The organism is Enterococcus sp. DIV1307a (assembly GCF_050537425.1).
Classification (GTDB): Bacteria; Bacillota; Bacilli; order Lactobacillales; family Enterococcaceae; genus Enterococcus; species Enterococcus faecalis.
Genome location: NZ_CP172914.1, coordinates 602,142 through 625,013, shown reverse-complemented (window position 1 = coordinate 625,013; position 22,872 = coordinate 602,142). Strand labels below are relative to the sequence as shown.

Below are 22,872 nucleotides of genomic sequence, written 5' to 3'. Positions count from 1 at the left end.
CCCCTATGTTTGAATGTTTGAACAAGAGAATAAAAAATGACCTTCAGATTTTTCTGAACGTCATTGCACATTCCATAAAAAGCATCCTTCGTTCTTCCACTTCTTACTTCTTAAAAAAACTGGTAATTTTTTCAAAAATTCAGTAAAATAAAAGTGATCAATGGTTTCCATTGATTGAACGGGCAACTTGATGGTCCACTTGCACAGGTGACTATTCAAGGCTTCGTGATTTAGTTGCCGCTAAATCATGAAGCGCCTTTTTTTATTTTATTCCCTTGTTCTCTTTCCATTCTAATGAAAAACTCAGCTCCCGTCAACTTGCTACAAAGGACACTTTTCTTTGTTATAGCGGCTTTTCCCCCTTCTCAGAACACTCTTTTTAACATCTTGTTTCGTTCAGACAACTTTTACTAAACAATAGTTGTCTTTTCTTTTTTTTAGAACGAATTAAAAAAATTTTACCGCCTTCTTTTTCCCATTAAAAATAGATTACATTTGTCGAAATCGCATTTTTATAGCATACTAGTAATAAGATACATTTTCAAAATATTTAGTTGAGGTGAGTAAGTTGATAGAATTTCAGCATGTATCAAAATTTTATAAAGGCGGAAAAGTCGCCGTTGATGACATTAATTTGTCTTTCGATAAAGGTGAATTTATCTGCTTCATCGGAACAAGTGGTAGTGGAAAAACAACATCAATGCGGATGCTTAACCGCATGACCGACCCTTCAAAAGGAAAAATTTTAATTGATGGCCAAGATATTCAAAAAATCAATCCTGTAGAGCTACGTCGCCAAATTGGCTATGTCATTCAAAATATCGGCTTGATGCCTCACATGACCATTCGTGAAAATATCGTTTTAGTGCCTAAATTATTAAAAGTACCTGTGGAAGAACGCAATAAGATAGCCGAAAAAATGATTGATTTGGTTGAGTTACCACGAGAAATGTTGGACCGCTATCCCAATGAACTTTCTGGGGGACAACAACAAAGAATCGGCGTTGTGCGGGCTTTAGCTGCCAATCAAGATATTATTCTAATGGATGAACCTTTTGGTGCTTTAGATCCTATCACCCGTGATTCATTACAAGATTTAGTGAAAGATTTGCAAGAACGTTTAGGAAAAACTATTGTCTTTGTTACCCATGATATGGATGAAGCGTTGAAATTAGCAAATAAAATTGCCATTATGAGCGAAGGCAAAGTAATTCAATTTGACACACCAGATAATATCTTACGTCATCCAGCCAATGAATTTGTAGAAGAACTCATCGGAGAAGATCGCCTATTACAAGCCAAACCTGATTTCACCACTGTTGATGAAGTCATGTTAAATTCAGCTATTACTATCACGCCGGAAAAATCTTTACAAGAAGCGATTAAATTGATGCGTGAAAAACGGGTTGATACCTTATTAGTTGTTGATAATTCCCATGTGCTTAAAGGCTTTATCGATGTTGAAACATTAGATCAGCAACGTGGCAAAGCTTCTAGTGTCGGTGATATCTTGAATAAAGATGTCTTCTTTGTTCAAAAAACCGCTCTTTTACGTGATGCTTTACAAAGAATCTTAAAACGCGGCTTAAAATATGTGCCAGTCGTTGATGAACAAAAACGAGTGGTGGGCATCTTAACACGTGCTTCCCTTGTTGACATTGTTTATGATGTTATCTGGGGCGATGAAACAACGATTAGTGAAGCTGTAGAAGCAAAACAAAGCGAGTCCGAAACTGATAAAGAGGAGGCGTAAGCAATGAGTAGCTTCTTTCAAGAATATGGATCAGAAATGATTTCAAAAAGTATTGAACATATTTATATTTCATTCTTTGCACTTTTATTAGGGGTCGCTATCGCTGTGCCCGTTGGCGTTTGGTTAACACGTTTGCCCAAAGTAGCCAATATTGTCATTGGTTTAACAAGTGCCTTACAAACGGTTCCTTCGTTGGCTTTATTAGCTTTGATGATTCCAATTTTTGGTGTCGGCAAAACACCCGCTATTATCGCGCTATTCATCTATTCCCTTCTACCTATTTTAAGAAACACGTATATCGGAATGAAAAATGTCGATGAAAATTACCGAGATGTTGCTAAAGGTATGGGCATGACCAATTTACAGTCTATTTTTAGTGTTGAATTACCCATTGCCATGCCAACAATTATGGCCGGCATTCGTTTAGCTGCTGTCTATGTCATTGCTTGGGCTACACTGGCTTCTTATATTGGTGCAGGTGGTCTTGGTGATATGATTTTCAGTGGATTAAATAACTATCAGCCAGAATTAATCTTTGGCGGGACTATTCCGGTAACTATTTTAGCGCTTTTAGCAGATGTTCTTCTTGGATTATTAGAAAATCGTTTAACGCCAAAAGCTTTAAGGGAGGGCGAATAATGATGAAAAAGAAACTCAAGTTAAGCTTACTCTTCTTAAGCAGTTTACTTTTATTGGCAGGTTGTTCTTTACCTGGTCTCGCTTCAACTTCTGATGATAACACTGTTGCCATTACAGGTGGGATTACTTCAGAAGCGCAGATTTTAGGGAGCATTGTAGCGGATATGGTGGAGCATTACACAGATAAAAAAACAAATGTGATTAACAACTTAGCCACTACTACCATCAATCACCAAGCAATGTTAAACGGAGATGCCTCAATTTCTGCAGCTCGTTATACTGGTACTGACGTGACTACTACGCTTGGCTTACCAGCGGAAAAAGACCCTAAAAAAGCGTTCAATCTAGTTCAATCAGAATTTGAAAAACGTTATCAACAAACTTGGTTCCCTTCATATGGTTTTGAAAATACTTATGTATTCTTAGTTACAAAAGAAACGGCTGAGAAATACAATTTAAAAACAGTCAGTGATTTAGGGAAAGTCGCAGACAAATTAGTTGCTGGTGTCGATACTGCGTGGATCACACGTGAAGGCGACGGTTATGAAGGCTTTAAAAAGGAATACAACTTCCAATTTAAATCTATTTTACCAATGCAAATTGGCTTGGTGTACGATGCAGTCAACGCTGGAAAAATGGACGTCATCTTAGGTTACTCAACAGATGGCCGGATTGGTAGTTACGATTTAGTCATGTTAAAAGATGACAAGCGCTTCTTCCCGCCTTATGATGCCGCTCCTGTGGTTAGTGACAAATTATTAAAAGAAACGCCGGAAATTAAAGATGTCTTAAATCGCTTAGATGGTAAAATTTCTACCAAAAAAATGCAAGAATTGAACTATCAAGCAGATAATGATTTAATTGAACCTGCTGTCGTAGCCGAACGTTTCTTAAAAGAAAATAACTATTTTGAGGGGGAGTAACAGATGAATAATATGAATTTATTCCAACAATTTATCTACTATTTCCAACAAAATGGCGGCTACGTCTTCCAACAATTTTTACGTCACTTTTTAATTTCGATTTATGGCGTAATCTTTGCTGCAATTGTCGGGATTCCTATTGGGATTATGATTTCACGTAAACGTAGCTTAGCCAACTGGATTATCCGTTTAGCGAACACTATCCAAACAGTACCAGCTTTGGCAATGCTTTCGATTTTAATGTTGGGAATGGGCTTAGGCGTCAACACGGTGGTTGTAACGGTCTTCCTTTATTCTCTCCTACCAATCATCAAGAATACGTACACTGGCATGATTCAAGTGGATCGCAATATTTTAGATGTTGGTAAAGGAATGGGTATGACAAAAGTACAACTTCTTTATATGGTCGAGTTACCTTTATCTGTTTCAGTAATCATGGCAGGTATTCGAAATGCGTTAGTCGTCGCAATCGGGATTACTGCGATTGGTGCTTTCGTTGGTGCTGGTGGTTTAGGGGATATTATTATTCGTGGAACCAATGCCACAGATGGTGCTTCTATCATTTTAGTCGGTGCCTTACCAACGGCCTTTATGGCGATTATCACAGATTGGGTTCTAGGGATTATTGAACGGCGTTTAGACCCAGCTAGCAAACATTCCAATTAATAAAAAATACAGAGCAGATCCAACATTGTTTCTTTTCAATGGGATCTGTTTTTTTATCTAGGAGATCAATAATGTCTAACTATACTATTATCGATTTAAACCAACAACCACACTTAATTCCGTCAGCTGCTCAATGGTTTAGCCAAAAGTGGCAAATCCCCGCTGAAGCGTATCAAGCAAGTATGCAGGAAATGCTAACTAGCGAAAACCACGTACCACATTGGTGGGTCTGCTTGAATAAACAGCAGGACATCGTTGCAGGCGTGGGCGTAATTGATAATGACTTCCACAATCGTGCAGACCTTACGCCAAACCTTTGTGCATTGTATGTCGAACCAACATTTCGTCACCAAGGCTTAGCAGGAATTCTTTTAACAACAGTTGGTGATTTTCTAGCTAATTCTGGATTTAAAAAGCTTTATTTGCTCACAGACCATACTACTTTTTATGAAAGATATGACTGGGAATTTTTGACAATGGTAACCACCGAAGAGCAGTCTTGCGCTAGAATTTATCAAAAACAATTACGTCAATAAAAAAATCTGCCATCAAAAGATGGCAGATTTTTTTATTTATTTTTTCAAGTGATAACTATAGGTAGCCACGATGATATTTTCCCGCCACGCTAGACGAATCCGCAAGCGTAAACTTGTTTGGTTATGCAAAATATTTTGCCAACGTTTATTTGGTACAAATTGTGGCACTAAAACCGTTGTACTGTAGTTATGCTTCGTGGCATTTTTACTAACCAAATCAACATAACGTAAGATAGGATTTTGCAGTGAACGATACGAAGAATGGACAATTGATAGACGAACGTCCGGGAAGTGTTTTTTAAACTCTTCCTGAATTTCTTTTTCCTTCTCAACATTTTCATCCATTGAGACATGCATGGCAACGACATAATCGCCAATGGAACGCGCATAATTCAAGGCGCCGACATTTGCCTTGGTTACGTTCCCTACTAAAACAATAACTGTATTCCCGTCAAACTCATGTAACTGTGCCCCATCTTCTAAACGTAGCTGTTCCGCCACATTTTTATAGTGAGTATTGACCCGATAAAATGCATAAATCAACACTGGCATAATAATAAAGAACGGCCAGATGTCCCCTAATCGATAAATAAACAAAATGGCGATAATCGCGAAAGAGATAAAGGCGCCGACAATATTAGCAATTGATTTTGGCAACCAATTTTTAGTTTCTTTTCGCCATTTTACAACCATCCCCGATTGAGACAAAGCAAACGGAATAAACACACCAATTGAATACAATGGGATTAAACGTTCTGTGGAACCTTGGAAAATCAATAATAAAACAATCGAACCAGCAGCTAAAGTTAAAATACCATTTGAATAGCCTAAACGGTCGCCACGATCCATATACATATGCGGCATAAACTTATCTTTGGCTAAGTTATAAGCCAAAACTGGAAAGGCTGAGAATCCTGTGTTAGCGGCAACCGCTAAAATTAAGGCTGTCGCAAACTGTAATAAATAATATAAAATATTTTGACCAAAGACCGCTTTCCCAATTTGTGAAAGAACTGTCACTTCTTCTTTGGGCACAATCCCATACCAATAGTTAATAAATGTAATCCCCACGAAGAAGAACCCTAAAATCGTTGCCATTAACGCTAACGTCCCAGCAGCATTTTTTGCTCGTGGTTTCTTAAAGAATGGCACTGCATTACTGATTGCTTCGACCCCTGTTAAGGAAGAAGAACCAGATGAAAACGCCCGTAAAACTAAAGCAATAGAAATTCCTGGAACCACGGCTCCTGGTAAAGCTGTCGCATTCAATGGCTGTGCGCCAGTCACAATTTTAAATAGCCCAACAACAATCAGTAATGTAATAATTGCGATAAAACTATACACTGGCAACATTAAGAACGAAGCAGATTCTCGCAGGCCTCTCAAGTTCATTAAGGTAATCAATATCACAATCCCAATAGAAATTGCTACTTGATGACCATATAACGCCGGAATCGCCGATATAATCGCCTCTGCGCCCGCTGAAACTGAAACGGCTACTGTTAGCATATAATCGACTAACAACGAACCACCAGCCAATAAACCGGCATTTCTGCCGAGGTTTTCACTACTAACAACGTATGCGCCGCCGCCATGCGGATACGCATGAATAATTTGTCGGTACGACAATGTTAAAGAAATAAGTAAAATAATAACAAATGCAGCAATTGGTAATGAATACCAAATCGCAGCCGCCGACAAAGTAACCAGAACCACCACTATTTGTTCTGTACCATACGCAATGGATGAAAGTGCATCAGAAGATAACAACGCAAGCGCTGCAAATCTGCTTAATTTATGTTCATCATTTTCGGCTGATTTCAATGGTTTCCCAATGAACAGTCGTTTTAAATCCGCCATTTTTTTCTACTCCTTTTCTCTAGAGTGACCCGCTCACTTTTTTCATTATTTTTTATCAAACAAATCCATATGCTACGCTTCTCACAATGAAAAGTCAATTGATTTTTGTTACTGAAAAAGATAAAAAAATCACCATCTTTTTTTAATCAGACACTCATTTAAAGTCCCCCGCTTCCTTTATCTTATCAAGAGAATCCAGATAACAAAAGGATTTGCATTCTCTAAACAAAAAAGCGAGAGCTAAAAGTCTATTTGACCTTTTGGCTCTCGCTTAAAAACTTAGTTAATTATTCCCTTTTATTGTAACAAGTACGTATGATCGAAGGTAATTTCCACTTTATAACGACCAATTTTTTCATAAACTTGCCGTTGAATTTCCACACCCAGTTCAAATTCAGATAATTTTGATTCTGTAGGTAAAACCAAGTCGAACAAAATCTTCGGTTCTTCGCCATGGGTAACTAAGCGGATATCATGGACTTTTAAAGACGCATCAAAAGAACGAATAATCTTTTTGATTGTTTGATGAACAAATTGTTGTGTTGGGTCATACAAATTCACTGGATCAATATGACAAACAAGGTTAACATCTAATTCTTCTTTAAACTTCGCTTCAATCGCATCGATTGTCTGATGGGCTTTATTTAAATCCCAGCGATCATCAATTTCAATGTGAACAGACGCAAACGTTTGGCTGGGACCATAATTATGAATCAGTAAATCGTGATACCCTACAATTGTTTCCATTTTTGATAAGACATTTTTCATTTCATCAATTTCTGTTTGGCTCGGACGCATGCCCATCAACTCATTAATAAATTCGCGAATTAACTGCAAGCCACTATAAATAATATATGCAGCAATTAAAAAACCAATATATCCATCAATTCGCAAACCAGTGACGCCTTCAATAAATGCAGAAATCAAAACAGCTAATGTAGTATAAACATCATTAAAGCTATCCTTAGCAGAAGCAACTAATGCTTGAGAATCAATTTTTGCTGATACTTTTTTGTAAAACAGCCCTTGCCAAATTTTAATCCCAATTGACAAAGCTAAAACAGCAAATAAAATGGGGGTCACCTTGATTGATTCTGGATGCAGGATACGATCAACGGAGGTCGTTAGAAACTCAAACCCAATAAACGTAATCACTAATGATACAAGCATTCCACTAATATATTCAAAACGTTCATGGCCATAGGGATGTTCTTTATCCGCTGGCTTACCAGCAATATAAAAACCGACTAATGTTAAAACTGAAGAAATAGTATCGGACAAGCTATTAATGGCATCTGCCATGATTGAAACACTACCTGAAAGCAAGCCAATCATAAATTTACTAACGAATAAAAATAAATTAGAAACAAGCCCAATCCGCCCGGCAAAAGCACCGAATGCTGTTCGTTTTTCCAATTTACGACGTTCAATTTTTTTCTCATATCGTTGAAGCAATGCTTGAATCATTTTACAACCCCTACCCACTTTTTATTTCTTAAAAAAATACTATAAAACCTTTTTATACATTTGTACACAAAAAACCTCACTTTCTGAGGGAGATTTTATTATTTAGCATTGCCAAAAAGTCAAAAGCAAGAGCCCCCAAAACTTCTTTGTTAGGGTTGCCTTGAAAATAAAGAAAAACAAAAAGCCGAAAACGCTAGAGATGTTTTCAGCTTTTTGTTTTTTAATGGAATAAATGGCTCTTTTGTGCTAAAGCCGCAAATTTTTTCGATCTGTGTTCCAGATGTGGATAAAGAATTGCGCCGCCAATACTAAAGACGACTGAAATCCCCACCATAATCCAAATGGCAAACCAAGCATTTGGCCAGTAAATGCCTCCTGCTGATTCCCTTAGCAAGTTCACGGCATGCGTAAACGGCAAGAACGGATTAATCATTTGGAAGAATTTACCTGAGACTTGAATTGGGTAGTTCCCACCCCCACCAGAGATGGATAGTACCAAGATTATTATCGCAATTCCTTTCCCTACATTGCCAAAGAGAGCAACGAGCACATAAACCATTATCATAAACGTAATGGCAATCAATACCGCAAACCAGACACTATACGCTGGATTACGAACATCTACGCCTAACGCAAAGTAATTACCTAAGGTTACAATCAGTGCTTGACCAATCCCCATGACAATGAAGGTAAACATCCGTGCTGAAAATTGTTCCCGTTTAGAAAAGCGTTTTTTATCTTTTCCTTCAAGATAAACATCTGTTGTCGCAACACTTGAGAATAACACAGCGCCAACCCATAAACACAAAGCTGTATAGAATGGCGTACTTGCCGAACCATTATTAGCAATCGGATAAACAGCATGTTCTTTGACTTCAACTGGTTGTGTAAAGAAGTCACTTTCTTTATTGGCATCTAATTTTAGTAATTTAAGAATTTCACCTAAATCAACTTCTTTTTCACCTTTACGGATTGCATTCGCTGCTTTGTGTAATCCTGTTTTGATATTTGGCCAATCATTAATAATCAGCTCGTTGGCTTTGTCTAAGGCCGCTTCAACATCTGGCATTTTCTCATTGACTGTTTTCAAGGTATTCGTTAAATCTTTTCGGATACCTGGATAGTCATTTTGCATAAAGGCTGCCGCTTTGCTGACTTTGTCTTGAATGACTGGTAAATCGTTTTTATACAAATCAGCACCACGATTAATGCCATTGACAATGGTTTCCATATTGCCATTCAACATCGTATTCGCATCATGAATTTCTTGTTTAATTGCCGGCATTTCGGCTTGATATTTTTCTAATAAAGAAATCGCATTAGTGACCGTTTGACTTGTTGAGCTCAATAAACCTTCAAAGTCAATTTGTTGCGCTTTGTTTAGTTGACCTTGAGCGTTTTGGATGGTACTAATTAGTTTGTTTAAAATGGTTGAAACGGTATTACTAATTCCGTTTACATCAACACTACCCACAATCTTAGAAATATTAGTTGCCATTGCGTCAATCTCATTTAAATAATTTTGTACTCCAGAGATATCACCCGCTTGGACTAAAGCATTTAATTGATTCAAGCGATTGCTAAAATCTGTTAATAAATCATTTACATGGCTTAATTGAGCAATCGCACCATCTAAGTCATGATTACCAGCATTTTCTTGGAGTTGTTTCATAAACGCAATAATGTCGTTAATTGCTTGCTGTTGCCGTTGGATATTAGTTGTGAAATCTTGTACTACTTCATTAATATGTTGTTTTTCTTCTGGCGTTAACTGTCCATCATCTAACGCTTGACGAATAGTCGCGACTACAGAAGTTGTTGTTGTAGCAACTTGCTGGATAGATTTCAAAGTCACTTCAACGCTATTCGTAATGCTTGGTAACGCCTCTTGCAATTTATTGGCGCCATCTAATGTAACATTCCCTAAATCATTGGCTTGATCACCTAGTTTACGAATATCTGGTAACGCCGTTTGGACTTGTTGAATGATTTCTAATCCTTGTTTTGCTTCTTGGATTCCTTCGCTCATTGTTTGTTCCACAGAAGCAAAGTCTTCATCAATCATAGCAATTTGTCGGCCAGCGTTTTGAATTTCTGGAATTTTTTCTTGTAACGTCAAAATAACACTAGCTTGTTCTTTGATGCTTGGCATTTTACCATTTAGCTCAACAATCTTCTCTCCTAAAGCATCAACTTCAGGTAAATATTTCATCGCATCGTTGGCTTTCGCTAATTTTTCTTTTAGCTCAGGCATCTTACCATGTAAGTCTGTGACTTGTTTTGCATACGTATCAATGGTTCCAATGTTGGCATCTGTATCTAAAATCATGCTCTTAACTTTTTGAATGCTGACCATGTTTTTATCAATATCATAGCCAATATCATTGAATGTTTTGATTAACGTACTACTTGCCGTTTTGATGAATTCTTCCGAAATTTGTGACTGAATGGAAGAAGCGCCTTTTGACGTAATTTTCGGCGCAATTGCATTAATTTTTTCGTTAATTGAGTATTCAATTTTAGGTTTATTGATATCACCAGAAGTAAAACTTAGCAAATCTTTGGAAAAATCTTTAGGTAAATAAATCCCGGCAAAATATTTTCCTGATTGGACCCCTTTGTCTAATTCCTTTTTCGAATCAACAAAACGCCAACCCAATTGCTTGTTTTTCTTCAAGTTTTTCAAGACTTCATCACCAATATTGACCGATTTATCTTGAAAAGTTGCTGTTTGGTCATCACTATAGACCGCTATTGGTAACTCTCCTGTATTTGAATACGGATCCCATAGTGCTTTAATGTTAAACCATGCATATAATGATGGAATAATCATTAAGGCAACAATCAAAAATGTTGCTACTGGGTTTTTAAAAATTCTTTTCCAATCTAAAATAAATAGTTCCCATGTATTTTTTATATGTTTCATAAAATCACCTGCTTTTTTTTGTGCCTGAATAACTTTAGCATAAAATACAAGAGAATAACAAACAAAAGCTTGAATGTTACGACACATTTTTAAAATGTCGTAAGTTCAAGCTAAGATTGTTTATTTCATATTTTTAGAAAATTCCGAAACGACTTGTTTAACTTCATCAATGGCTTCTGGTTTTAAATAAGCCAAAAGTTTTGGTGCTTTTGTCATCAAGTACATTTTATCTAATTTGCCTGTTTGTTGGCGTTCAAACATTTCTGCAAGTAGCGCTTGCATTTTTTCTTTTTTATCTTCTTTTGTTCGATCTAGTATGAACGTTAAGAATTGTTCTTGTCCTTCTTTCATTCCCTATCCCTCCTTACAAACAGATTCTTTTCTATTATAAAACTTCTTTTTTAGAAAGGATAGTCCTTTTTTTAGGATCTATGATTTTGTGTACAGACTTAGCATGTCTTTTTTGGCGGATAAAGGTAAGCCGAGTCCCTCTTTTAAATAGCCCTCTACCGAACCAAATTCTTTTTCAATCGCCTGTAAAGCGGTCGCTAAGTACTCTTTTTTCACATAAAGTAGCGTTTCTAATTGTTGAATTTCTGCTGGAGGCGTTCCATTTGCTTGATATTGCGCAATAATTTGCTCGTTAGCGGTTTTTCTTTGCTCATTCGTCTTTAAATAATCTTCTAAAATATAAGAATGTTCCACACCTAAAGCACTTAATATCAAGGCTGCGCCGATTCCTGTTCGATCTTTTCCTGCGAAACAATGAAATAAAATAGCTTCCTGTGGATAACTTAAAAAGTTTTCAAAAAATGTTTGGTAACCTTTGCGCCCCGAATTGGAAAGAACCATTTCTTTATAAGCCATGTCCATTGCTTCATCGGGTGAACCAACCGTTTTAAGCATTCCTTCTAATGAAGCAGTCTGCGCCTGAATATCGGCCAAAATATCTATATGTAGATAGTTGGTTCCTTGAATTGAATCATCTGGTCGTTCTTGCGTTTCCGCTGCACTTCTAAAATCATAGATTCGTTTAATTTGATAGTCCTCTACCAGTTTCTGTTGATCCGCTTGTGCAACATTGACGAGTTCACCACTCCGAAAAAAATGCCCTGTCTTGACAACTGTGCCTTGTTGCGTTGGAAATCCTCCAATATCTCTAAAGTTCACCACGCTGTTCATGTTCTATCGCTCCTTCATTTTAATTATTTTGTTATCATTTAAATACTTTGTTTTTTCTTTTTATTTCTTTTTCTCAACGATAATAAAAAACACCTCAAAAAACAATCTTTTTATCAGTTGTTTATTGCCATTTTATCATAGATACAGTATTCTTAAAAGAGAGGTGAGTAACGATGCTAAAACGAGATTTTTTAGAAAAGCCTTATGATTATATGAATGATATTTTATTGTTCCTATATAATAATAAAGGTCAAGCGACACGAAATGAATTAGTAGATTTTTTCAATATTAGTTTACCAACATTGAATGAGTATCTTTCTTTTTTAGAGCAATTTTTGAAAGAAGAGCAACTTCAAGAAAACCTCACCTTAACAGTATTAGGTGACACTCTATATCTAAATAAAGCGCCTACCTTTTCCATGAAAGCAATGATCATGTTGTTCTTAGATAAATCTATTAAGTTTCACATGGTCCAGCAACTCTTCCATAAAAATGAAATAAATGGCGGGTATTTCCAACAGAATTATGCCATTAGCTCTGCTACCTATTATCGAAAAATTGTTGAATTAAATGACTTACTCAATGAGTTTAATTTACGTATCAAACGAGGAAAACTTGTCGGCGAAGAAAAACAAATTCGCTTTTTCTTTTTTAATTTTTTCTGGTTTATCTTTGAAGAAAAAACAGATTTAGAAAAAGAACTGGCCAATCAATACCTAGGATTAATCGAGATATTACAAGAAATCCCCAGAATTACCTTTGACCATACAGAAATTCTCCAAATTAAACTTTGGATGAAAATTTCTTTTCGTCGCATGGTTTTAGAACCCCTGCCAACGATTAGTCCACATGATGTCCAACTCGATCGACCTTTATTTGAAGAAATTAATTTATCTATACATACATATATGAAAAGAATCGACCGTCCATATACAATCAACGAAGCCTATATGTTTTATGACTTTTTTTGTTCCATGCATAATTATTCTGCGAATGCTGCTTTCGCCTTTCGTTTAGCAAAACAACAACGAATTGAAAAAACGTATCTTAACGAAATGAACCGGGTCATTTTAACGTACCTTAAAGCACGTGGTTATTTATCCCATTACGTACTGCCTATTCGGCTACTTTATATTGAAAATTTACTTTTCCAATTACATGCGCAACTCTATTATTTTTCAGGATTTATTTTACCCTTTGATTATTGGACGATTCAGTCACTTTTGAAAGTCTTACGTCATCCTTTTAGTGAAAGTGAAGTTTACGAATTAGTGGAAATCGCTACAACGAACTTTGCCACAAAAGCCACTACTTCTAAGTACCAAAATCAATTTACTGAAATTAATTATACGCTTATTTTGAATCACATTGCTGAATTAAATGAAAAAAAAATAACCATTGGCGTTTATCACTCACTGAGCAGTGCTTATAGCGAGTTGGTAGCACAAAAAATACAACAGAGTATCGCTGGAAAATATCCGCTGAAAATTGAGCCTTACAACGCAGAAAACCATTATGATTTGCTTTTAATGAATACCAATAATGAACAGCTCGTTGCCCAGTATGACCATTACTATATTTTTTCAGATATTAGTAATCGTTACGATCTACAATCAATTGAAAAAATCATTCAATTGTTATTTGGCAAATAATCTCTAATAAAAAAAGCTTAAGTGCCCTACTCTCAGATGGCTGACTTAAGCTTTTTATTTTACTTTCCCTATTTCCTTAAACGGCGCCATTTTAAATACCACGATTCCTTCAATCGCTTGTATCTCGACAAAGCCGAACGTACGACTATCACTTGAATGCGTACGATTGTCCCCTAAGACAAAGTAATGACCAGCTGGAATCTTCTGAAACAGGCGAAGTTGGGCTGCCGCTTCTTCTGATAAGTCAAAACGACTGGCATTCTCAGGCAGTGCCTCATTATCGCTTGCTATAGGTTCTTCTGAAAGATAAAGTTTTCCCTCGTTTACCCAAATTCGATCACCAGGAACCCCGATGATTCGCTTGACGTACGTACCTTTGCTAGCTAGCGGTGCTTTAAATGCAATCACATCGTACCTTGCTACTTGCTTCGTCCGTTGTACTAAGACTCGTTCCCCTGCGTTAAGTGTCGGCTTCATGGATTGCCCAGCAATTGGGTAGCTAGATGTCTTTAACACAAAAAAGAACACAAAAATGGCGAAAAGAATAGCTGGCATAAAAAATTTAACGACTTGGACGCGTTGTTTCTTTTGGTAGGCTTGCCGCTTTTTTTTAATCTCTTCAGCGGTCATTTTTCTTTTCGGTCCTCTTATTGATTGATGGTTATCTGTTTGCTCAAGCAAATATTCCATTGCTGTGTTAGCCTTTTGCTTTTTTAGCTGATATGTCGCAGGCAACTTTTGCTTCAAGAAGGCGCGCTTAATGTGGCGAATTGTTCGCATAACGGGCTTTATCCATTCTTCCATCGTTTTCTTAAAAGGAAAAGCTTCTTAAATAAACTTTTCCTTTCTTGCTCCTTTTTTCTATTTAACTAATTGCGTTCCTTTTTTTATATAACTACTACGTAACTGGTTTTCCTTCATAAACTGATTCAATGGTTTCTGCGCATCTTGTGCCAGCTCCCAAATACTTTGATTTGCTTCTACAAGATATTCGCTCTTCTCTGTTACTATGTTTTTCCTGATAAGCGGTTGCCTTAGCGACTGCTCTTCCTTTGAGACAGCAGCAGCCTGTAATCTTTCTGCGGAGCTACTTAATGTAACAGCTAAAAAAAGGACCCCAAGACAATGTAGTTTCCTTGCTCCCGTTAACTTTTTACTGACCATTTTATTAATAGTTATCTTGTTCAAGACGTGTCAGTTTAGTTAAGCGTTCCTCTAATTCGCGATAAATCTCAAGTACTTCTACTTTTGATGCTTCGACTTCATTCGAAATACTTTTCGCTCGGTTACCAATATTTAACATTTCTAATTCTGCAGAATTGATTAGATGTTTTGCTTCTACTTTCGCTTCATTAACAATCCGATTGGCTTCTTTTTTGGCAGAAACCATCACTTCGCCAATTTCTTGTTGCGATTTTAAAGCCTCTTCTTGTAATTGCTGATTTTTCATTAATAAATCGTTAATTTGCTGTTTTGCGCGTAGCAGTTCTGTTAACTGCTCACTACTCGGTTCAATATTTTTTGAAACGGCTTGTAGTGTCTTCAATTCTTTTTGAACTTGTTCTAAATTGTCTTCTTTGGCCTCTACTTCTTTTCTTAGAGCAGCTAATTCTCCTTCGTAAACTTGCTTTTCAGCAAGATGTTTGTCATTGACACCTTGTAGTCGACCTAGTTTTACTTCTGCTTCATTTTTTTGCTGTAAACTATTTTGAAGCTCATTCTTTAACTCCTCCATGCGCTGTTTCACAATCACTTCTTGTTGGACAGCCTCTTGTAAGGTTTGTTTTTCGGCTTCTACTTTTTGTAATTGTACAGTTAGTTTTTCAATTTGTTCCTGCAATGCTTGTTGAGTCGTTGTGCTTTCTTCTAATTCTGTCGTTAACGTTTCTACTTGCTTTTCCATTCCTGTAATATCTCCTTTTTTCTCCAACTTTCCTTTTTCTTCTGCTAACTGGTTGTGTAATGTCTGGATATGTTGTTGCTGTTCAGCCGATTCTTTTTCTAATTCTGCCACTTGCTGCGTTAATTCACTTTCTAAACGTTCCATTTGATTATGTACAGTGGTTAATTGTTTTTCTGCATTTTGCAGATTTGTTTGAAGAGTGGTAGCCTCTGTCGTGGTTTCACTGTTCGTTTCCAGTTGCTCTTCCAATTCAAAAATTTCATGTTCCTTTTGATTTAGTGTTTCAAGTAATGCCTGATTTTTTTCTTCTAACGCTTGTTTTTCCGTTTCTTGTTGGTTCTTTAATTGCTCATTTTCTTCTTGAAGTTTTTTAAAGGCTGTTTCTTTTTTCTGATAGTAGGTGAGCCTTTCTCTTAACGTCGCCATTTCTTTTTCCTGTTGTTCTGGTTTGATTCCGCTAATTATTTTTTCTGGTTCGAATCCTGGCTGAAAAAAGACTTCTTTTTCAAGCGTATCATCCGAAATATCTTTAATTTTTTTGATTAAACGTCTTTTTGTCATTTATATGTCCTTTCTCTCGTCCTTTTAACTAATCACGACAGGCTCCAAATTTGTTTCCAACGTCTCACGAGCATACGTATCAATGGATTTGACAAGGGTTTGCTCTTGATCTCGATAAGTAAAATTAAAATCAATCATGGTAATTTCTTTAACTGAATTCAACGCTGCAATAAGTGCTACAATATTGTCTTGGCCTGTTTGAAATTCATGGTAACTTAAGCCAACTGAAAAAACAGACAGTGTCAAGGTTTGTGTTTTTTCACTTCTAATCATTGTGATACTCGTCTCTCCGAGGTAAGGACGCCATTCACGCGCTAATTGTAATTCATAATTAGTCAAGACAGCGGCCGATTCTGCCGAAACAGCTTGCTTCCAGGGAAACTGATTTAAGGCTGTTTTTTTAATCGCTTGTTTTTTTATTTTGTCACCTTGAGTAGCTTGGCCCTGTGCCAAACGCTCGATCCGTTGTTCCATGCGGATATTTCGTTGATTTAATTGATAATATGTATAAACAATTCCTAACAATAATACGCTAAGTAGACAAACACTAAACAATAAATAAATCATTAAACGACTATTTTTCTGATACTTATAGAAATTTATTTTCCTCTTTAATGTCCGGTCCTCTGAATCCAGTTTTTCGACAAGTAATCGCAAATACAATTGATAGCTTACAAATAAAAATAAGCAACTACTCATTAAAAGTACAACAATCATCATACAAATATAATCTCCTTTATGTCATCGCTCGACAATCAAAACTTGTAAAATCACCTGTTACGCTCTTTAAAAACTCTATATAGTATTGATTGTAACATTCCGTTTGAGCCTTGCCAACAACTTTATTTAAAATACAGTGATAAAATTTTATATTTTATATTTATATTTTAATTTTTAAAATATAAAACAAAAAAAAGAGAGATGCCACTTGGCCATCTCTCTCGCTTTTACTCAAACTATGTTTAGCGAACCGAACTAGATCAGTCGCTTTTTAAAAAATCCAATTAGTCTTTGTTGATTTCATAGTAGCTATCGTTCTTTATGTAGCTGAATTTGCTTTTGCTGGGGCTGAATCGCTACTAAGTCCAACACTGATGCCTAAGGCACGATCAACTTCTTCCATAATATCAAGTCTCAAATGACAAACTTTTTCTTTCAAGCGGCCCTTATCGATTGTTCGAATCTGCTCTAAAAGAATCACTGAATCTTTTTCAATGCCTGTTTCATCAGAATTAATCCCGATATGTGTTGGCAATTTTGGCTTTGCCATTTTGGCTGTGATCGCCGCAACGATAATCGTTGGGCTAAAATGATTACCTAAGTTATTTTGGACAACAAGGACAGGTCTGACGCCACCTTGTTCCGAGCCCACTACTGGGGAAAGGTCTGCAAAATAAATATCTCCGCGTTTGACCATAGTGGAACCTCCTATCTAGTTATATTCTCTGGGGATTCTTTGTGAGAAAGTACATGCAACTTCATAATGAATGGTTTCTAATTTTTCGGCTACCATTTGTAACGTATTTTCTTCATTGCCATCTTTTCCAACTAATGTAACGACTGAGCCGACAGGAACTTCTTCTGCTAAACGAATCATACATTGATCCATACACACTCGTCCGACGATTTCGCAACGCTTACCATTCACGAGCACTGTAAATCCTTGGAGATGACGCAACCAGCCATCTGCATAGCCGATTGGCACTGTCCCAATCCATTCTTCAGCTTCAGTTACGTAGGTTTCGCCATAGCCAATCCCTTCACCAGCCGCTAAGCGTTTTACATGGATGAGTTCACTGGTCAACCGTAAGGCCGGCTTTAACGCATAGCTTGGGGCCAGCTTATTACCTGAAGGGTTCAATCCATACATGGCTACCCCATAGCGAATCATGTTTCCTGGCACATCAGGATGCCATAACGCTGTCGCACTATTGCTAACATGGACATACCGAGGTAACTCTTCTAAAACTGCTAGAACAGCCTTAAAACGCCCTGCTTGTTTTTCAAAATAGCTTGTATCGATTTCATCAGCTGTTGAAAAATGAGTAAAAATCCCTTCCCATAAAAATTCTTTGTGGGATTGAACAAACCGCACTGCTTGCTTAGTCTCTTCCGGGGTTAAAAAACCAATCCGTCCCATGCCAGTATCGACTTTTAAGTGAACACGTAATGGCGTGTTACTCTCAGGCGTTAGTTGTTGAAGAGCAGCTTCTAACCATTCTTGTGTAGCTACCGTTACAGACAAATCATATTGAATCAACAAAGGCACATAAGCTAAGTCTACCACACTCAAAATTAAAATGGGGTCCTGAACACCTGCTTCTCTCAATTCAATTGCTTCATCCAATAAGGCGACACAAAAACCTGTCGCGCCACCTTTTTTCGCCGCTTTGGCGGATTCTACGGCGCCATGCCCATAGCCGTTCGCTTTTACAACCGCAAATAAAGCGGTTCCTTCTGGCAAACGTTGACATTCCTTTTGGACATTTTCAGTAATTGCTTGCGTATCGATATGTAACCGTGTAGGACGATGCCATCCAACGACCATTGTACATCCTTCTTTCTTCGTTGCTTCTATTATTCGCTTTCTAAAACAATTTGTGCAATCGCCATAGTTTCTGTGTGCGTAATCGAGACAAACACTTTACCATTATGGGGCGAGTTTGCTACGTATGGTGCACCTGTTTTTTCAGTCAGCACCTCAATATCTTGTAAACCAACCTTGCCAATCCCTGTGCCCCATGCTTTAGAAAACGCTTCTTTACAAGCAAAACGACCAGCTAAAAATTCTATTTGACGTTTTGTAGATAACTTTTCAAAAAGGGTCAATTCGTTAGGTGTTAAAACCCGTTGAATAAACGATCCTTGTTTTTCAACAATCGGTTTTATCCGACTTAATTCTACTGCGTCAATACCAATTCCCTTTATCATTTTCCGCCTTACTTCCTATTTAATATAGTTACTCCGAATTACCTTTCATTTTAACAAAATTTCAAAATTTTTCCACTGATTCGCTAAAAAAATAAAGAATGTTTTACAAGATCCTCACACAAATTGAAGTACCATACGTTTTCTTCCTATTTACATTTTTATAAAATTTTTCTGAATTTTTATAAAAGTAAGACAACAACTAAGAAGTATCGGAAAAAAATCAGGAAACTAAGCGGATGTTCTGATATTTTATAGCAAATTTTGGCTACTTATGGGAGAATAAAAAGAAAAAGGAGAAAAATGTATGACTTTAACTTCTCGGCAAAAAAAGTTACTTCGTTGCGCCCTATTTATTTTTACTTTGTTGCTCTACATATTTCCAATCTTCTTTAAAAATCCCAGCCTATTTTTTCTCTTGCAACTGGTTTGGATTCTAACCATTCATTTGCTACAACAAAAACTGAAGCTTTTCAATCTAACTTCCCCGTTGAAAACTTGGATAATTTTGGCGTTTTTCTTTTTCTATATCATTTTGATGCCTTTTTTACTTTTTTTAAGTTTTTCTATTTAACGATTATCTACCAAAAAAGAGCGAGTGTTCCGTTCATAGACGGAACACTCGCTCTTTTGATTATTTGGCGTTTTCGCGAATGACGAAACCACGTTTTTTATCGTTATGACGTTTGCCGCCACGTTGATCTTTATTTTTGCGGTCGCTATTTTTGTAATTACGGTCGCCATCTTTATGGTTTTTGTTGCCACGATAGCTGCCACCTTTACCATTGCCACCACGGTTGCGATTACGGTTGTTCCCACCGCCACCACCACGGCCATTTTTGTTAAAGCCTTTTTTATTTGAAGGCAATGGTCGTTCTGGGGTAATTTTTACAGGAACCGCATCTGCTGGATCTTTCGCTACTGTTTTTAATAATAACGCAGCTAAGTCTGTCGCTGAATATTTTTCTAATAACGCTTCAGCAGATTCTAGATATTTGTCTAAACCATTTTCTTCTAGATCACTTTCGATGGTTTCAACAGCTGCACTTAATTGTCCTTTAAATGCTTCTTTTTCGGTTGGTGGACGTAATGGTGTCATCCGTTTTTTCGTTAGGTTTTCGATGACATGTAAGTAACCCATTTCGTTTGGTGTTACAAACGTCACAGACATACCACCTTTACCAGCACGACCTGTCCGACCAATACGGTGAACATAACTTTCTGGATCTTGTGGAATATCGTAGTTATAGACATGGGTGACACCTGAAATATCTAACCCACGTGCTGCTACATCTGTTGCCACTAAGATATCTAAGTTACCATTTTTGAATGAACGTAAAACGCTCATCCGTTTTTGTTGTGATAGGTCGCCATGGATGCCTTCTGCTTTGTAACCACGCGCTTCTAACCCGCGGGCAAGTTCATCAACACGGCGTTTTGTCCGACCAAAGACAATGGTCAATTCTGGGGTTTGCACGTCTAGTAAACGTGTCATAATGTCAAATTTTTCAAAGTCTTTTGAACGTACATAATATTGATCAATTAAATCAGCCGTCATTTCTTTGGCTTTAATCTTCACATGTTCTGGTTGTTTCATGAATTTCACGCCAATATTCTTGATTGCTGGCGGCATAGTTGCTGAAAATAGAAGTGTTTGACGTTGTTCTGGCACTTGTGAGATGATTTTTTCAATGTCTTCCAAGAAGCCCATGTTTAACATTTCATCTGCTTCGTCTAAAACTAATGTTTCAACAGTTTCTAATTTCAAGGTACGACGATTAATATGGTCTAGTAAACGTCCTGGTGTACCTACAACGATATGTGGACGATCTTTTAGTCCACGGATTTGGCGACCGATATCAGCCCCACCGTAAACGGCTTGGACGCGAATCTTTTTATCGCGGCCTAAACGGAATAACTCTTCTTGTGTTTGGATAGCCAACTCACGGGTTGGTGCAATGACTAATCCTTGAATAACGCGGTTGTCTGCGTCAATTTTGTTAAGCATTGGTAAGCCAAAAGCAGCGGTTTTCCCTGTTCCTGTTTGTGCTTGTCCGATTACGTCTTTTCCTGCTAACGCTAACGGAATTGTTTCTGATTGAATAGGGGTTGCTTCCTCGAAGCCTGCGCGTTCTACCGCTGATAATAATTCTGGCGCTAAACCAAGTTCTTTAAATTTCAAATGATATCCTCCTAGATTTTGTTTCGGAAAGAACGATTTCTTCCTAGTTTCAGGTGTCTTCACTTTCAGTTGTTAAAAAGAAATCCATTATAGTGTGCCAACTATTTCTTCTTTCCTGATTTCACCGAAAAATTCACCTTATGGCATTAGAAAAGCCAAACGTGGTCGTTCAGCTTCACATTTATTATTAAACATAGAAATAGATCTATTTTATTTACTACGATTCAATTTTTCTCGTCATCTTCCGGCAATAGGTCATTCTATCATAGAATCCTATTTTCAGCAAGTTTTATGAAACTTATTTACTTTTCCAAAAGTGCATCGATGACTTCACGAAGTCCCATCCCGTTACTTCCCTTTAAAACCACCATATCTTCTGGCTGTAAAACTTTTTTGACAGCTTCAATCAACTCATTTTTTTCTTCTTTTTTAAAAGAATGAATGTTAGCTGGTGCATAGGTTTCTTGCAATTTATCAGCTAAATAAGCCATTTCAGAACCATATAAAAAGACTTCTTCAATCGCATCTGGGGCTAAATGCTGCGCCATTGCTTGATGCATGGCAGCAGAATCAGGACCTAATTCTAGCATGTCTCCTAAAACAGCAATTCGTTTTCCTACTTTGGACATTTTGCTAAAACTGTCCAGAACAAGACCCATAGCTGTCGGATTGGCATTGTACACGTCACTTAAAATTTCAGCACCATTCGCTGCTTTCAGCCATTCTGTCCGATTCTTTGTTAGTTTCGCTGTAGCCAACCCTTTTTGAATCTCACTATCCGTTAATTGGAAATAACGACCAATGCCAATTGCGATTAATGCATTGGTGACATTATAGGTTCCTGGCACTGGAATCGTAAACGTCATTTGTGTATCACTGATTTTGAATGAGGTTTGCTCTTTGGCTTCATTTGTGACGATTCCTTGAAGTTGACTTTCCTGGCTAAAACCAAAAGTAATCACTTGTTGCGTGACTTTTTCCACCAATGGTTCTAGCAAAGGTTCATCGCTTGGCACAAATAAACTACCGTCTTTGGCTAAACCATCTACGATTTCCATTTTTGCTTGTGCAATGCCTGCTCGTGAGCCTAAATTTTCCACATGGGCTTCGCCAATCATTGTGATGGCGGCAACTTCTGGCTGAGCCAGATTGGAAAGGAAAGAAATTTCCTGAGCATGATCCATGCCCATTTCTAAAATCAGTTTTTCTGTTTCATCAGGCATGTGTAAAATAGTATAGGGTAAGCCAATTTGATTATTGTAATTGCCTTGCGTTTTGTAAGTCACAAACTTTTCAGATAACACAGCAGCAATTAAATCTTTAGTGGTGGTTTTTCCATTACTACCAGTCACAGCGATGACATTCGGTTGCATTTTATTTAAATAATAGGTAGCTAATTTTTGCATAGCAACCAGTGGATCAGTAACATGCAAAACAGGCAATTGTTGCGGTGCATCGACTAAATCCTGTCCCCAAAAAGCGGCCTGACAGCCATTAGCCATGGCACTCTCAATAAAATGATGACCATCATTTTCACCTTGTAAAGGAACAAAGAGGTTTCCTTTCACAATTTTACGACTATCAAATTCAATGCCTGTTAAAGGAAAATCAGGCCATTGTTGCCAATCATTACTGGCTTCAACCGCTTGCGCTACTTCCCAGAAGGTTAATTTCATTATGTTTTGCTCCTCTGA

The 22,872-nt window shown here is 37.2% G+C and carries 21 protein-coding genes; 7 read left to right on the top strand and 14 right to left on the bottom strand.

Annotated features, from left to right (window positions below; all coding sequences use genetic code 11):
* Positions 1-559: 559 nt before the first annotated feature.
* From IGL90_RS03050 to IGL90_RS03030, 5 genes are all read left to right on the top strand, one after another.
* Positions 560-1,753: a betaine/proline/choline family ABC transporter ATP-binding protein gene (locus IGL90_RS03050; protein WP_002355745.1), complete on the top strand. Its 1,194-nt coding sequence runs from the start codon at positions 560-562 to the stop codon at positions 1,751-1,753.
* A gap of 3 nt (positions 1,754-1,756) precedes the next feature.
* Entirely contained in the window at positions 1,757-2,392 is a 636-nt protein-coding gene (locus tag IGL90_RS03045) for an ABC transporter permease (protein ID WP_002355744.1), read from the top strand.
* Positions 2,393-2,394: 2 nt separating this feature from the next.
* Positions 2,395-3,315, top strand: coding sequence for an osmoprotectant ABC transporter substrate-binding protein (locus tag IGL90_RS03040; RefSeq protein ID WP_002355743.1), 921 nt, complete (start codon positions 2,395-2,397; stop codon positions 3,313-3,315).
* A 3-nt stretch (positions 3,316-3,318) separates the two neighbouring features.
* Complete coding sequence (locus tag IGL90_RS03035) at positions 3,319-3,981, top strand: ABC transporter permease (protein ID WP_048736958.1); 663 nt, start codon at positions 3,319-3,321, stop codon at positions 3,979-3,981.
* A gap of 71 nt (positions 3,982-4,052) precedes the next feature.
* Positions 4,053-4,517: a GNAT family N-acetyltransferase gene (locus IGL90_RS03030; RefSeq protein WP_002361333.1), complete on the top strand. Its 465-nt coding sequence runs from the start codon at positions 4,053-4,055 to the stop codon at positions 4,515-4,517.
* Positions 4,518-4,553: 36 nt separating this feature from the next.
* Here IGL90_RS03030 and IGL90_RS03025 read toward each other — a convergent pair whose 3' ends face one another.
* From IGL90_RS03025 to IGL90_RS03005, 5 genes are all read right to left on the bottom strand, one after another.
* Entirely contained in the window at positions 4,554-6,377 is a 1,824-nt protein-coding gene (locus tag IGL90_RS03025; RefSeq protein WP_002379167.1) for an APC family permease, read from the bottom strand.
* A gap of 297 nt (positions 6,378-6,674) precedes the next feature.
* The gene (locus IGL90_RS03020; RefSeq protein ID WP_002386999.1) at positions 6,675-7,844 is read right to left on the bottom strand and encodes a cation diffusion facilitator family transporter; all 1,170 of its coding nucleotides are present in this window, start codon (positions 7,842-7,844) and stop codon (positions 6,675-6,677) included.
* Between the two features lie 220 nt (positions 7,845-8,064).
* Positions 8,065-10,770 (bottom strand): YhgE/Pip domain-containing protein, encoded by a 2,706-nt coding sequence (locus tag IGL90_RS03015; protein ID WP_082153244.1) that lies wholly within the window; start codon positions 10,768-10,770, stop codon positions 8,065-8,067.
* 120 nt (positions 10,771-10,890) lie between these two features.
* Positions 10,891-11,121 (bottom strand): hypothetical protein, encoded by a 231-nt coding sequence (locus IGL90_RS03010; protein ID WP_002355737.1) that lies wholly within the window; start codon positions 11,119-11,121, stop codon positions 10,891-10,893.
* A 78-nt stretch (positions 11,122-11,199) separates the two neighbouring features.
* Positions 11,200-11,952, bottom strand: coding sequence for a tyrosine-protein phosphatase (locus IGL90_RS03005; protein WP_002355736.1), 753 nt, complete (start codon positions 11,950-11,952; stop codon positions 11,200-11,202).
* Between the two features lie 173 nt (positions 11,953-12,125).
* Between IGL90_RS03005 and IGL90_RS03000 the strand changes: the two genes are divergently transcribed.
* The gene (locus IGL90_RS03000; RefSeq protein WP_048736962.1) at positions 12,126-13,604 is read left to right on the top strand and encodes a helix-turn-helix domain-containing protein; all 1,479 of its coding nucleotides are present in this window, start codon (positions 12,126-12,128) and stop codon (positions 13,602-13,604) included.
* Between the two features lie 54 nt (positions 13,605-13,658).
* Here IGL90_RS03000 and lepB read toward each other — a convergent pair whose 3' ends face one another.
* The 7 genes from lepB to acpS form a co-directional block, all read right to left on the bottom strand.
* On the bottom strand, positions 13,659-14,408 hold the full coding sequence (gene lepB, locus IGL90_RS02995) for a signal peptidase I (protein WP_002385011.1): 750 nt from the start codon (positions 14,406-14,408) through the stop codon (positions 13,659-13,661).
* Positions 14,409-14,465: 57 nt separating this feature from the next.
* Positions 14,466-14,792: a hypothetical protein gene (locus tag IGL90_RS02990; RefSeq protein ID WP_002364740.1), complete on the bottom strand. Its 327-nt coding sequence runs from the start codon at positions 14,790-14,792 to the stop codon at positions 14,466-14,468.
* The gene (locus tag IGL90_RS02985; protein WP_002386995.1) at positions 14,773-16,068 is read right to left on the bottom strand and encodes a hypothetical protein; all 1,296 of its coding nucleotides are present in this window, start codon (positions 16,066-16,068) and stop codon (positions 14,773-14,775) included. Before IGL90_RS02985 ends, IGL90_RS02990 begins: the two co-directional genes overlap by 20 nt.
* A 24-nt stretch (positions 16,069-16,092) precedes the next feature.
* Positions 16,093-16,788: a hypothetical protein gene (locus IGL90_RS02980; RefSeq protein WP_002378072.1), complete on the bottom strand. Its 696-nt coding sequence runs from the start codon at positions 16,786-16,788 to the stop codon at positions 16,093-16,095.
* Positions 16,789-17,107: 319 nt separating this feature from the next.
* Positions 17,108-17,485 carry a type II toxin-antitoxin system PemK/MazF family toxin gene (locus tag IGL90_RS02975; RefSeq protein WP_002355729.1) on the bottom strand — a complete coding sequence of 126 codons (378 nt, stop codon included), beginning with the start codon at positions 17,483-17,485 and terminating at the stop codon, positions 17,108-17,110.
* A gap of 15 nt (positions 17,486-17,500) precedes the next feature.
* Positions 17,501-18,616, bottom strand: coding sequence for an alanine racemase (gene alr / locus IGL90_RS02970; RefSeq protein ID WP_002355728.1), 1,116 nt, complete (start codon positions 18,614-18,616; stop codon positions 17,501-17,503).
* A gap of 29 nt (positions 18,617-18,645) precedes the next feature.
* On the bottom strand, positions 18,646-18,999 hold the full coding sequence (acpS, locus tag IGL90_RS02965; protein WP_002379159.1) for a holo-ACP synthase: 354 nt from the start codon (positions 18,997-18,999) through the stop codon (positions 18,646-18,648).
* A gap of 304 nt (positions 19,000-19,303) precedes the next feature.
* Here acpS and IGL90_RS02960 point away from each other — a divergent pair, with 304 nt between their 5' ends.
* Positions 19,304-19,570, top strand: a complete 267-nt coding sequence (locus IGL90_RS02960; protein ID WP_002379158.1) for a hypothetical protein — start codon at positions 19,304-19,306, stop codon at positions 19,568-19,570.
* Between the two features lie 60 nt (positions 19,571-19,630).
* Here IGL90_RS02960 and cshA read toward each other — a convergent pair whose 3' ends face one another.
* A complete protein-coding gene (cshA, locus tag IGL90_RS02955; protein ID WP_002355724.1) occupies positions 19,631-21,178 on the bottom strand; it encodes a degradosome RNA helicase CshA in 1,548 nt (515 codons plus the stop codon).
* Between the two features lie 302 nt (positions 21,179-21,480).
* Positions 21,481-22,854, bottom strand: a complete 1,374-nt coding sequence (locus tag IGL90_RS02950) for a UDP-N-acetylmuramoyl-tripeptide--D-alanyl-D-alanine ligase (RefSeq protein WP_048736965.1) — start codon at positions 22,852-22,854, stop codon at positions 21,481-21,483.
* Between the last annotated feature and the right edge of the window lie 18 nt (positions 22,855-22,872).